Origin of the sequence: Microcoleus sp. BR0-C5 (genome assembly GCF_036705045.1) — a bacterium.
Lineage (GTDB): Bacteria > Cyanobacteriota > Cyanobacteriia > Cyanobacteriales > Microcoleaceae > Microcoleus.
This window is the reverse complement of record NZ_JAUBTR010000011.1, coordinates 55431-67833: the sequence shown is the minus strand read 5'-3', so window position 1 is coordinate 67833 and position 12403 is coordinate 55431. Positions and strand designations below refer to the sequence as shown.

General features: G+C 44.2%; 12 protein-coding genes and 1 pseudogene. 8 read left to right on the top strand and 5 right to left on the bottom strand.

Features of this window, described 5'->3' with window-relative positions; translation table 11 throughout:
• Positions 1-43: 43 nt before the first annotated feature.
• The 3 genes from QUB08_RS07725 to QUB08_RS07715 all read left to right on the top strand — a co-directional run bounded on the left by QUB08_RS07725 (position 44) and on the right by QUB08_RS07715 (position 2967).
• Complete coding sequence (locus QUB08_RS07725) at positions 44-1273, top strand: clostripain-related cysteine peptidase (protein WP_333224194.1); 1230 nt, start codon at positions 44-46, stop codon at positions 1271-1273.
• Positions 1274-1438: 165 nt separating this feature from the next.
• Entirely contained in the window at positions 1439-1804 is a 366-nt protein-coding gene (locus QUB08_RS07720) for a hypothetical protein (protein ID WP_333224193.1), read from the top strand.
• Positions 1805-1944: 140 nt separating this feature from the next.
• Positions 1945-2967, top strand: coding sequence for an Rpn family recombination-promoting nuclease/putative transposase (locus tag QUB08_RS07715; RefSeq protein WP_333224192.1), 1023 nt, complete (start codon positions 1945-1947; stop codon positions 2965-2967).
• Between the two features lie 71 nt (positions 2968-3038).
• On the opposite strand, the gene QUB08_RS07710 is transcribed toward QUB08_RS07715, so the two are convergent.
• The 3 genes from QUB08_RS07710 to QUB08_RS07700 form a co-directional block, all read right to left on the bottom strand.
• On the bottom strand, positions 3039-3542 hold the full coding sequence (locus QUB08_RS07710; protein WP_333224191.1) for a DUF2243 domain-containing protein: 504 nt from the start codon (positions 3540-3542) through the stop codon (positions 3039-3041).
• A gap of 169 nt (positions 3543-3711) precedes the next feature.
• A complete protein-coding gene (locus tag QUB08_RS07705) occupies positions 3712-4068 on the bottom strand; it encodes a type II toxin-antitoxin system PemK/MazF family toxin (RefSeq protein ID WP_333224190.1) in 357 nt (118 codons plus the stop codon).
• Positions 4062-4310 carry an AbrB/MazE/SpoVT family DNA-binding domain-containing protein gene (locus QUB08_RS07700; protein WP_015174616.1) on the bottom strand — a complete coding sequence of 83 codons (249 nt, stop codon included), beginning with the start codon at positions 4308-4310 and terminating at the stop codon, positions 4062-4064. Before QUB08_RS07700 ends, QUB08_RS07705 begins: the two co-directional genes overlap by 7 nt.
• 204 nt (positions 4311-4514) lie before the next feature.
• On the opposite strand from QUB08_RS07700, the gene QUB08_RS07695 reads away from it, so the two are divergent.
• Positions 4515-4745, top strand: a complete 231-nt coding sequence (locus tag QUB08_RS07695) for a prevent-host-death protein (protein ID WP_333224189.1) — start codon at positions 4515-4517, stop codon at positions 4743-4745.
• A 74-nt stretch (positions 4746-4819) separates the two neighbouring features.
• Positions 4820-5134 (top strand): annotated as a pseudogene (locus tag QUB08_RS07690) (type II toxin-antitoxin system VapC family toxin); the annotation flags it as partial.
• A gap of 103 nt (positions 5135-5237) precedes the next feature.
• Here the strand turns inward: QUB08_RS07690 and QUB08_RS07685 are convergent.
• Positions 5238-6665 carry a serine/threonine-protein kinase gene (locus QUB08_RS07685; RefSeq protein ID WP_333224188.1) on the bottom strand — a complete coding sequence of 476 codons (1428 nt, stop codon included), beginning with the start codon at positions 6663-6665 and terminating at the stop codon, positions 5238-5240.
• Between the two features lie 294 nt (positions 6666-6959).
• On the opposite strand from QUB08_RS07685, the gene ispG reads away from it, so the two are divergent.
• Both ispG and ctpC read left to right on the top strand, forming a co-directional pair.
• A complete protein-coding gene (ispG, locus tag QUB08_RS07680; RefSeq protein WP_333224187.1) occupies positions 6960-8180 on the top strand; it encodes a (E)-4-hydroxy-3-methylbut-2-enyl-diphosphate synthase in 1221 nt (406 codons plus the stop codon).
• Positions 8181-8505: 325 nt separating this feature from the next.
• Complete coding sequence (gene ctpC, locus QUB08_RS07675) at positions 8506-9861, top strand: carboxyl-terminal processing protease CtpC (protein WP_333224186.1); 1356 nt, start codon at positions 8506-8508, stop codon at positions 9859-9861.
• 327 nt (positions 9862-10188) lie between these two features.
• Here the strand turns inward: ctpC and QUB08_RS07670 are convergent, their stop codons facing one another.
• Complete coding sequence (locus tag QUB08_RS07670; RefSeq protein WP_332982785.1) at positions 10189-10395, bottom strand: DDE transposase family protein; 207 nt, start codon at positions 10393-10395, stop codon at positions 10189-10191.
• Positions 10396-10695: 300 nt separating this feature from the next.
• On the opposite strand from QUB08_RS07670, the gene QUB08_RS07665 reads away from it, so the two are divergent.
• Positions 10696-12403 (top strand): cation-translocating P-type ATPase (locus QUB08_RS07665; protein ID WP_333224185.1); only part of this gene is annotated, 1708 nt, incomplete at its 3' end.

Here is a 12403-nt window from a genome sequence, read left to right as displayed (position 1 = left end):
CAGTATACAAAAAGCTGACGACCTTCAATCAGGAGCAGAGAACGTGAAAAGAAGAGAAGCAATCAAATTGATAACGGTAAGTATTAGTTCTTTAATAGAGACCATATATTACTCGGCAAACCAATATATGCTTGGAAGTACGGTCAAAAATCATTATGACTGGGTATTACTATACTGGATGCCCTATGACAATAATCTCTCAAGATTCGGGCAACCAATTCTTCAGATGCTAAGTAAAGGTGTAAAAAATGACAAAGTTTTGGTAGTAGTACAATCAGATTTTAGTGGAACAGCACAAGTTTCTAGAAGCATCATTAGCCAAGATAAAGTTGATACGCAATACTTAGAAACAGCAGATAGTAGTAGTGCAGAAGTATTGAGTGAGTATCTGACCTGGGCACAATCTCAATTTCAAGCCAGACGCTGGGCTATTGTGTTTTTAGGTCATGGTGGAACGCTTATGGAAATCAGTCCCGACGAACATCCCACCTCCCCTTCAATTTCAGAAATTAGATGGATGAATCTTCAAAAAATAAATCAAGTTATATTTAAATTTAACCAATCTGTAAAGGGAAATCTAGAATTATTATTTTTCCAAAATTGTAATAAAGGAAATATTGAAGTACACCATACCTTCCAAAATACTGCTAAGTATACGCTTTCATCTCAACTCCAACTTGGAGTGCCAAATTACTATTATGAGCAATTGTTAAGTCATTTGAGCGATGATCCAGATATTGATGGTTCTCAGCTAGCTAAAAAAATCATGGATTATGAACAGCCTGATATGTACCATAGTTTGACATTAACTAACAATCATTATTTCCGCTATTTTGCCGAAAAAGTTAATGTTGTGATTGATTCTATTTTGCAAGCAGATATTGCGCCAGTGAAAGTTTTTATATCCTCAATTTTATGGCCTGAAGTCAATTTTTCCAATAACACTACTGTAGTAGTTTATCGTAGCTTTGGAGAAACCTTTGTTGATTTCGCAAACTTTTTACAAAAACTTACCCAATTATCAGGTGCAAGTCCGTCAGCTTGTAACGATTTACTGTTATTTTTAAATAATTTTCTGATTCAGAGAGTGCAACAGCATGGTGAATTACTTGATTCAACAATTAGAGATAAGTATAAAAACTTATCAGGCTTAGGTTTATTTTTACCTAGAAATCCGCAGCAACTGGAAAAGTATTTGTATTTATCGGTTTATTCAGACTTAAAGCTTGTAGAGCTTTTTGAGGCCGTTGTATTCGAGACAAAAAAGAACTAAAGGTATTGGGGATATTTTACTTTACCGACTTCACAGAAGCAGTCTGGGAAGTAAAACAACAGCCAGCATTCGCTCCCAATTCCCACTTCCCAATGCTATAATATAAATAGCAGAATTAAAGCCCTGCTGCTAACCCCGCGCACAAGGTTATAGGAGTTAAGTCAAATGGCAAACAAACTCCAAGTTAATACACAGTCGATCGGCTACAGCGACTTTTACTGGAACCGCTTTAGTCCGAGAGTCGCGACTATCAGCAGTGTCCGCAACGCCAATCACTGGGACGGCGGATTTATCACTTATATTGCATTTTCCACCAAAGTAGAAGCTACAGCAGCAATGAAATATTTGCTCTTGAATCAAAAAGCTGCTGATGTCGATATGCGGAAAGCCAAGCGAATGAAAGCAAAAGGCATTCGGTGGGAACTCAAAATTCGGGGTTTAGCTTTTAATGAAGTGCTGAAGCTAGCAACAATGGATATAACTGGAAAGCTAGTTATGTCACCTGCAACTACTACTGAAGCCACAGGCTGATAAAAGCATTCAGATAACAGGTTGGGTTGAGACAACAAAACCCAACCCTTCCAATATTAGCCAATATCCATCTTCCTCTCTTTTCTCCTCCTCTGTGTCCTCAGCGCCCTCTGCGGTTAAAAAAAAATCCTCTAAAATATATGCGTTTCATCAGCCCCAAAACCGACTTTGCATTCAAAAAAATATTCGCTTCTTCCGAACATCCAGAAATTCTCATCAGCTTCCTAAATGCAATGCTGTATAACGGAGAACCAACAATCCAAGAATTAGAAATCATTGACCCTTATTCAGCCGGAAGCGTTACAGGATTGAAAGACAGTTACCTGGATGTCAAAGCCAAGATTACCGGCAACAAAACCGTGATTGTGGAAATGCAGGTACTCAACGTTGCCGCCTTTGAAAAACGGGTAGTGTACAATGCAGCCAAAACCTATTCAACTCAACTCAAAGCGGGAGACGGTTACTTAAGATTAAATCCAGTCATTGCTTTAACCATCACCGACTTTATCTTATTTGAAAACACCGAAAAACTAATTTCTAAGTTTGAATTCACAGAAATCGAAGAGAAATTCGTCTATCCCAACTGCGAGTTAAAGTTAGTGTTTGTCGAGTTGCCGAAATTCAAAAAAGAATTGAATGAACTCGAAACTCTGCCGGAAAAATGGATTTACTTTATGAAAAACGCGCCCTCTTTGGAAGCAGTACCAGAGACATTGGAGTCTGTTGAAGAGATTAATACCGCGCTGGAAATTGCCAACCGAGCTAATTTGACAGTCAAAGAAGCGGCAGATTTGGACAAGCGAGAAATGTTTATCCAAGATCAGCTTGGATCGGTAATGAAAGGGATAGAAATTGGTATACAACAAGGACTAGAACAGGGAATACAACAAGGAATCGAACAAGGAATCGAACAAGGAATCGAACAAGGAATCGAACAAGGAATCGAACAAGGAATCGAACAAGGAATCGAAAGGGGTAAAATTGAGGGGGAAATAGGATTAATTATGCGTCTACTGGTGCGACGGGTGGGTGAGGTTACACAGGAAGTTCAAACTAGCATCCAGGGGTTATCTGGGGAACAGTTAGATGATTTGGGAGAGGCTTTGTTGGATTTTAGGAGTCAAGAAGATTTGATTGGGTGGTTGGATTCGGCGGCGGGATGAACTGATGAGTTCAACAGAGAGTCAGGGATTTTTAAGGCGGATTTTGTATAATTCCCAATCTTTGCATTCATTTAAACTTTACTATCTGCTGGAACTTCACTCTGTACCAGCATCCAACCTAACAGGGCTAAAAAAAGACCTACAGCGAGAAATCCTAAATCCCAAGCTAACTCGTTGATACCGGGTTTGACGTGGTGGATTCCCAAAATTTGATGGTCAACAATGCCTTCAACAAAGTCAAACAATCCAGCACCGATTAATATTGAACCCAAAAAAGTTTGAGTTGACAAAGGAACATCTTTGCGCTTCACAGCACCCCACAAACAGAATATTCCCGCCACTGTTACTAACCAATCCGCAGCGTGAAACAATCCATCTCCGAGGGTATTTAATTCTAAACCGGCAACGGTAGTATCGGTTTTAACGCTGCTAAACATATGGTGCCACTGGAGGAGTTGGTGCAGCACAATGCCGTCAAAAAACCCGGATTGACCGATACCGAGGAGAATTCCTGCGATAATTAGAGGTCGGCGGTTGTTAGCTGTGGTGGTTGGTGGGTTTGTGCGATCGTCCAATGGAAAACCTCAGATTATTTAATTGCTGAGCCTGGGTTTGTGAAGGGATTTGCCAGTACATTTTTTAGTTTTGCTGGGGATGAAGGGCGATCGCATCATCCGCGAGAGAGATTTCTGGATACTCTTGATGCTTAATGCCAACTACAAATCTAGTTTATAATTTGATTAACTATTGATCAACAGTCATATTCTCAAACAAAATAGGTTGAATTCGCCTCAAAACTTCCTCAATTATATCTGAGCGACATTCACTAAGAAAACTTGCCTGCCTTGCGCGATAATCTAAAGAACGGAGTTGATCCGTCATAATTACACCTGTTATCGCTTCACCTTCTGGAATGGGAACATAAAACGGATTTTTGCGTTGTGTGTTGCTGATGGGACAGACGAACACAAACCCCATTTTTCGGTTAAATTTAGTTTGACTCACCACCAGTGCAGGTCTAGTCCCCATTTGTTCGTGTCCTGCTTGAGGATCAAAATTGAGGCGAATAAAATGACCTCGTTCGGGGATATAGTTTACCAAACTTCCTCTCCTTCTGGTTTTCCCCAAGAGACTTCTTCGCTAGATTCTATTTCCCCTGCCAATAATTCATCTAGGGTATATTTGGATATTTTATTATTTACAGGCTCTATGACCAGTTTCCCATTTTCTATGCTGCAAATTACTGAATCTTCGGCTTTAAGGTTGAGAAACTTTACTATGTAGTCTGGTATTGGCAAAGCCAAGGAATTACCTAATTTGCTGATGTGTATTTTGGCTGTCATACATTTGCGATGTTAACACTCAGGTTGATTTATTGTAACACTATATTGTTCAGTTAAAAAAGTAATTATTCGATGGCGCACCTCAGCTAATTGAGAACTGAGCAAACTCTCGGCGATTACTTTCCCGTAGCGCAATGGCAGGCTTAGCTAAGTGAACCGTCTTAAGATATAATAGAGTTTGAACACAACACCAATCATTGTCCTATGAAGACCATAGACAAAAGTCAATTAACAGCTCAAATACTAGAATTTTTGCGACTTGTCGAGCTGGAAGGCGAAGAAATTTTAGTGATGGATGGGACTAAACCAGTTGTGATAATTTCTCAGTATGAAAAGTCTCTTTCAACTGAAGAATTATTTAAGGATATGCGGGGTAAAGTAAAATATTTTGAAGATTTAACTACGCCAACAACTGAAGAATGGCAGGAAGTATGACAGTTGTCCTTGATACCTGCGCTCTCATCTGGTGGAGTTGAGATCCAGACAAACTTTCTCAACGGGCAAAAGAAGCTTGTCAGCAGATGGAACAAGAAAAAAATGGTTTAGTTCCATCAACGGCAATCTGGGAAATAGCTATCAAGATCAAAAATCATAAGTTAGATTTAGGAGTAAGTATTGATGACTATATCGCTACTTTAAAAAAGTCTAATGTTATTCGGCTCGTTCCAATTGATGAGGACATTTGGCTAGAAAGTGTCAAATTAGAATGGGAACACCGAGATCCAGCAGATAGAGTGGTTGTAGCAGTTGCCAAAAGAAGTCAAGCTGCTATTATTACAGCCGATCAAAAAATAGCTAGTTTCTACTCTTTAGTAATTTGGTAAATTGAATGTGCCAGGTATCGGAAACGTAGAACAGGCGCGGTTTCGTGGTTAAAGCCTCTGTTATAAATCTTCACGAAACTCTGTAATCTTTAGATGTTACACTCTACAAGTCTCGACGCAAGAGAAGACAACCCCACACTTCATACTCTCTTTTACTCAACTCTCCCCCTTCTATCCATCTCCCCTGTAAATTATACAACCACCCCTCCTCCGCATCCCACTTATACACCCTCGCCCTTGCTGGGAGGTGCCCCCCTGGTGCATGGGTGTAAAATTTTAGCTCGTTGTAGTACAACCATCTCTTATTCACCCAACCTACCCGCCCCCGCCAACCTACCCGATCGCCAAAAGCTTCCCATATTTCCTCATCATATTCCCTGATTCCCCCCAGACTTTCATAGATGCGTTTCTGCACTGAAAAGCCGAAACGTCCGTTACTGTATTTTACCCAAAGTTGGTCAATAGTTCGTAAGTCTTCACAGGGTAATCGATCGATATCTACTCTCCTGAACCTCCACTTCTCTTTTCTGCTATCTGCTGCTTCCTGCATCTTATTCCACGTTTCCTCATCCGCCTCTTTCCATTTTCCGCTAGCCAACAGCCGATCGAGTTTACGATAATCCACTCCTTTTGCTGAAATCAAATTTACAGGTTGTGGCGGTGGCGGCAAGCAAGGAATCGTTGGAAAAACACTCGCTCTTTGCCCCCAATTACTAAGGGTAGGTTGTGGAAGCATATCCAACCATTTTTCCACCGACTGAGGGCGCTTTGTCTCATTCATTTCCATCCCTTCCATAATTGCCCGATGCACCGCATCGCTAATATTAGGATTAATCTGAAATGGCGGCTTTAAAGGATGATTTAAAGCCCTCAAGAATGCAGCGGTTGGTGGAATTTTGGTTAGCAAATAGTATAGCGTTGCTGCCAGAGCATAAACATCTGTATACTCAGCAAATCTGCCAATCTCCCCGTACTGTTCGGGAGGTGCAAAACCGTGTGTTAGCCCCAAAGTCATTTGCTGAGTGCGATCTGGAATAAAACCCCGTGCCAAACCAAAGTCAATCAAAACTGCATCAAAATTGTCGCGTACCATAATGTTTTGTGGCTTGATATCCCGATGTAGCAAACCTTTTTCGTGAACAACTATTAGCGCTTCTGCCACTTTGCGGATGTAGTTTAAAGCTTCGGTTTCCGACAGGATACCGCGCTTTTCCACCCATTTGCACAAATCTTCTCCAGCCACATATTCCATTGCAATACAAGGCAAATTATCGTGAGGGAAGTAGTTGTCTATTTGCACAATATTGGGATGCCTGCACAAAGATAGCAGTAGCGCCTCATCCCGGAATTTGTCCCGATACCAGCCAAAATTTGGATCGCTCAATAAGTCGTCTTTCAGCGTTTTGATGACAACGCGCTGCCTGTTTTGCGCCTTCTGTGCTAGGTACGTGGCCCCAAAACCACCCTCACCTAACTTGCCTTCAATGATATACCGATCGCCATTTAACCCCTGCCCCGGTGTCCAAACCATTCCCCTCACCGCCAACCAATATTAATTTTTATCTCGGCCTAGCCTGTATTTTAACTATATTTTGTAAGTTGGGTTTAACTCCACGGGCCCAACTTCAGTTCGCCTTCCCGGTGATGGTTGGCTTTTAGTTCGATCGCGCTTTTCCGACATAATTCGATCGACAAATTCGCAGCAATCTCATTAAGAATCATAAATTGCAAAACCTCTTTGCCCAAACAGACCCTTTCTGTGCAAACCTAAAAAACAGCAGACACAATTTTATAAACTCTAATTACAGAACCCTAGCAACCAGTTATGCAAACTCTGCCGAACCCCACTAAAACCCCCACCACCGAACCAATCTTCGACACCACCATCAAACGCCGCAAAACCCGACCAGTCAAAGTCGGTAGCGTCACCATCGGCGGCGGCAACCCGATCGTCGTACAATCGATGATTAACGAAGACACCCTCGACATCGACGGTTCAGTCGCCGGAATTCGGCGCTTGCACGAGATTGGCTGCGAAATCGTCCGCGTCACCGTGCCCAGCATGGCCCACGCCAAAGCATTAGCCGAAATCAAGCAAAAACTGCACGCCACCTACCAACCCGTGCCCCTCGTCGCCGATGTCCACCACAACGGCATGAAAATAGCCCTGGAAGTCGCCAAACACGTAGACAAAGTGAGAATCAATCCCGGACTGTACGTGTTCGAGAAGCCGAAAGCCGACAGAAGCGAATACACACCAGCCGAATTTGCCGAAATTGGCGAAAAAATCCGCGAAACCCTCGAACCTCTGGTAATTTCCCTGCGCGACCAAGGCAAAGCTTTGCGAATCGGCGTCAATCACGGTTCCCTCGCCGAACGGATGCTGTTTACCTACGGCGACACGCCCGAAGGCATGGTAGAATCCGCCCTGGAATTCATCAAAATTTGCGAATCCCTCGACTTCCGAAATATCGTACTTTCCCTGAAAGCCTCCCGCGCGCCGGTGATGGTGGCTGCTTACCGCTTGATGGTGCACCGGATGGACGAACTCGGCATGGATTACCCGCTGCATCTCGGCGTCACGGAAGCAGGAGACGGCGAATACGGCCGCATCAAATCCACCGCAGGCCTGGCACCGCTGCTGACTGACGGTATCGGCGACACCATCCGCGTCTCGCTGACAGAGGCCCCAGAAAAGGAGATTCCCGTTTGCTACAGCATTCTGCAAGCCTTGGGACTGCGGAAAACGATGGTTGAGTATGTCGCTTGTCCTTCCTGCGGTCGCACTTTGTTTAATTTAGAGGAAGTGTTACACCAAGTGAGAGAGGCGACCAAGCATCTCACGGGTTTGGATATAGCAGTAATGGGCTGTATTGTCAATGGCCCGGGAGAAATGGCTGATGCTGATTACGGCTACGTCGGGAAGCAACCGGGTTATATTTCGCTGTACCGGGGCCGGGATGAAATTAAGAAGGTGCCGGAAGACCGAGGCGTGGCAGAATTGATTGACTTGATTAAATCGGACGATCGCTGGGTCGATCCTTAATTGCTGTCGATCGTCCCTAATGCGTGTTTTTAAACCCGGAGATCCCCCCTAACCCCCCTTAGTAAGGGGGGGACAAGAGCGCTCACAGTCCTTGTTAAGGGGGGACAATAACGCTCAAAGTCAACCCCTACTCCCCTTCTTAAGGGGGATTTAGGGGGATCGAGACTTTGATACAAACGAAAGAGATAGAGGGTTTCAGTCTTAAGTTGACACCGCAGAACTCGGCAAAGTTGAATAATATATGTACGCCAACTACGACAGGGCCTTGCCTGTGTTAGATTGAGCGTAATTATTCTGAACTCTTTTCCTCCCGCGCGTCAGACAAATGGTTATAACAAAACGAGGGCTTGTTCTAAGTGCAGCAGCAGTGGTACTCACTGCTGTAACTCTTGCGAACGCTGGTTGCAGTTCTAAATCTCTGGCTTCTTTTCGGGGAAGCCCTAAAGAGTTGGTTGATGAAGTTTGGCAGATTATTGACAAAAGTTATGTTGATGGCACTTTTAACCAGGTTGACTGGAAAGCGGTGCGGAATGAATATTTGAACCGGACTTATACCAGCGACGACGAAGCTTACAAAGCAATTCGGGAAATGCTGAAAAAGCTGGACGATCCTTATACGCGGTTTATGGACCCTCAAGAGTTCAGAAATATGCAGGTTGACACTTCTGGGGAACTGACAGGAGTTGGGATTCAGTTGACTCAAGATGAGGAAACCAAAAAGTTGGTGGTGATTTCGCCGATTGAAGATACCCCTGCTTTTAGTGCTGGTATTCTGGCAAAAGATATCATTACTAAGATTGACGGCAAGAGCACAGAAGGCATGGATACGAATCAAGCGGTAACTTTGATTCGCGGCCCGGTAAATAGTGAGGTGACTCTGACTATTTTGCGGGACAAAAAGGAATTAGAATTTAAGCTCAAACGCGCTAAAATAGAAATTCATCCTGTGCGGCAGTCGGTGCAGAAAAGCCCGATCGGAGAAATCGGCTATATTCGCTTAAATCAGTTCAGTGCGAATGCTGCATCGGAAATGCGAACGGCAATTAAGGATTTGGAACAGAAAAAGGTGACAGGCTATATTTTAGACTTGCGTTCCAATCCCGGCGGGTTGCTGTACGGAAGTATTGAAATTGCTCGGATGTGGCTCAAAGAAGGTACGATCGTCTCGACGGTCGATCGAGTCGGTGAGGCCGATAAACAAACGGCAAATAAGGCAGAGCTCACAGACAAACCGTTAGTTGTACTGGTAGACGGCGGTTCAGCAAGTGCTAGCGAGATTCTATCCGGTGCTTTGCAAGACAACAAACGCGCGGTTTTGGTGGGAACAAAGACCTTTGGTAAAGGTTTAGTTCAGTCAGTACGCGAGGTGGGAAATGGTTCCGGTTTGGCGGTGACAATTGCCAAGTATTTTACTCCCAACGGCACTGATATCAACCACGCCGGGATTGAACCAGATTTCAAGGTAGAACTCACCGATGCTCAAAAACAGGAATTGAGGCGCGATCGCGATAAAATCGCTACGACGGCCGATCCGCAGTACGCCAAAGCTATGGAAGTTTTGACAAAGCAAGTTACTGGCAAAACCGGGAACAATAAGGCGGAGTCGAAACCGAATGTTGCGCCACCTAAGCCGAGTGCGGCCCAAGCAAAACCGAGTGCAGCGCCTTCTAAATCGAAGTAGAAAACCTGTCTGGGGTTTCAGTAAAAAAAAAGCATTCGCGGGAAGAATTACGGCTAAAAGCCAACATTTTAAACTCGAATGCTTCGTTATTTTTTGCAAACAGTCAACCACGGACCGTGCAACCGAAATTGATCTAATTAATCTGCGTTAATCTGTGTTTATCTGCCCTCATCTGCGGTCAAAAAAAGAGAATGTATTAACCGCAGATGACAATGGATTCACGCAGATTCACGCAGATCAAGACAAGACAGATATCAATAATTCCACTGCTAACAGATTTGATATCACGTTAGCTTTCGCGATGCAGAGGAAAGTAATAGTAATTCGTCATTGCGGCTGGCATTTGCCGGCGCGAATTAATCCGATGCGACGGGCGATGGCATCTTCGGGCGAATCGTAAGGGCCCCACTTTTCAATAATACTGGGGTTTTGTTCTTCGAGTTGGGCGATCCTCTGCGAGGGCTCCGCCAACGGCAAAATTTCGCAATTACCCGCAGGACGCTTGATAATATAAAATTTGGGTGTTTCTGTCATAGCTAAATTCGTCAAATAAAAGCTGGATACTAACTAGGCAATTGGCTCATTATATCAAATAAGGAAACGGCAGTGCCGTGTCCCAAGCGTGTCTTAGCATTAAACTCGCATTCCAGTAGTGGCTGAAACCCCTTCTGGGCTGCGGATTTAACCGCCTGCAACTAATAAGAATTAAAAAAAACTAACACTTTGGGAAGATGCCACAAAATTTATCTATGATAAAAATATAGACATTTGTCTAAACAGTGCATTAAACCCTTTCAGAACTACCCAAATATTCTAATCAATACCAAAAAAACCATGCAATTTTTGCCCAAAACAATTCCTGAAATTCAACCAGAAATTCAACCAGTTAACGAATCACCGCCAGAACTTGTTACTTTCGATGTCGGCGGGATGAAATGTGCCGGCTGCGCTAAAGCTGTGGAACGCCAACTCATGCAGCATTCAGGCGTGATTTCAGCTTGCGTTAACTTGGCGGTAGAAGTCGCGACGGTTGAGTGTCAACCGGGGGCTGTCGATGCAGAGGCTTTAGCGAAAAAGTTGACTGATAATGGATTTCCCTCTCAGTCTCGTTTAGGGGAAAATCAGCGGGAAGCAGAAGCGGCAACAATTGAACGACGGCGACAAGAAATTCGACAGCAAATCAAGCAATTGACGATCGCCCTTATCCTAATTATTCTATCCGGTTTAGGTCACGTACTCGGCACAAAAGCCCCAATTCTCAGCAATATTTGGTTTCACTGGGGACTTGCCACCCTAGCTTTGCTGCTACCGGGCAGCCCGATTATCGTTGATGGGTGCCGCAGTTTGTGGCGAAATGCACCCAACATGAATACTTTGGTAGCTTTAGGCGCTGTTACAGCTTACACCGCTAGCAACGCGGCGCTGCTGTTTCCACGAATGGGATGGGAGTGCTTTTTTGACGAACCGGTGATGCTGCTGGGCTTTATTTTGTTGGGCAAAACTCTCGAACAGCAAGCCAGACGGCGCGCTGCCTCTGCTTTGCAAGCTTTAATTGCATTGCAACCGGCGAAAGCCCGCTTAGTTGATTTTAAACTTTCGAGTTTAGATTTGCGATCGCAAGAATTGCCTTTAAATTCGACATCAGAGGTCTACGATCCACAATACATTGAAATTCCCGCCGATCGCGTCCGAGTCGGAGAATGGCTGCAAGTTTTGCCAGGGGAAAAAATTCCGGTAGACGGTGAAGTCTGCGAAGGCAAAACAACCATAGATGAGTCGATGCTGACTGGCGAATCGATGCCGGTTTTGAAGCAACCAGGAGATACAGTTGCCGCCGGAACTATCAATAAATCCGGGGCAGTTGTGATGCGGGCAACTCGTACCGGTAAGGAAACAACTGTAGCTCAAATGGTGGCTTTGGTGCAGGCAGCCCAAACTCGCAAAGCGCCGATTCAAAATTTAGCTGATACTGTCGCGGGATATTTTGTGTATGGGGTAATGGGGATATCGGTTTTAACTTTCCTATTTTGGTATTTTGCCGGCACTCATATTTGGCCTTCTGTGCTTTTAGGACACGGGGCAATGGATATGGGACACGGGGCAATGAATATGGGAAATGAATTGCCAATTATCCATTATCAATCGCCTTTGCTCTTAAGTTTGAAATTGGCGATCGCAGTTTTAGTGATTGCTTGTCCTTGCGCTTTGGGACTGGCTACCCCAACTGCAATTTTAGTCGGTTCTGGCATCGGGGCGGAGCGCGGACTTTTAATTCGCGGTGGTGATGTTTTAGAACGGGTGCATCAATTAGATACGGTGGTTTTTGATAAGACTGGCACTCTGACAACCGGAAATCTTATACTCACTGATTATTTGCCGATTTTCCAGAATTCGGAGTGGGATTTGAACTCAGATATTAATGTTGGGAACAGGCAAGATGCTTGTTCCACAATTGATGGGGTTTCTGGGAACAGGCAAGATGCTTGTTCCACAATTGATGGGGTTTCTGGGAACAGGCAAGATGCTTGTTCCACAATTGATG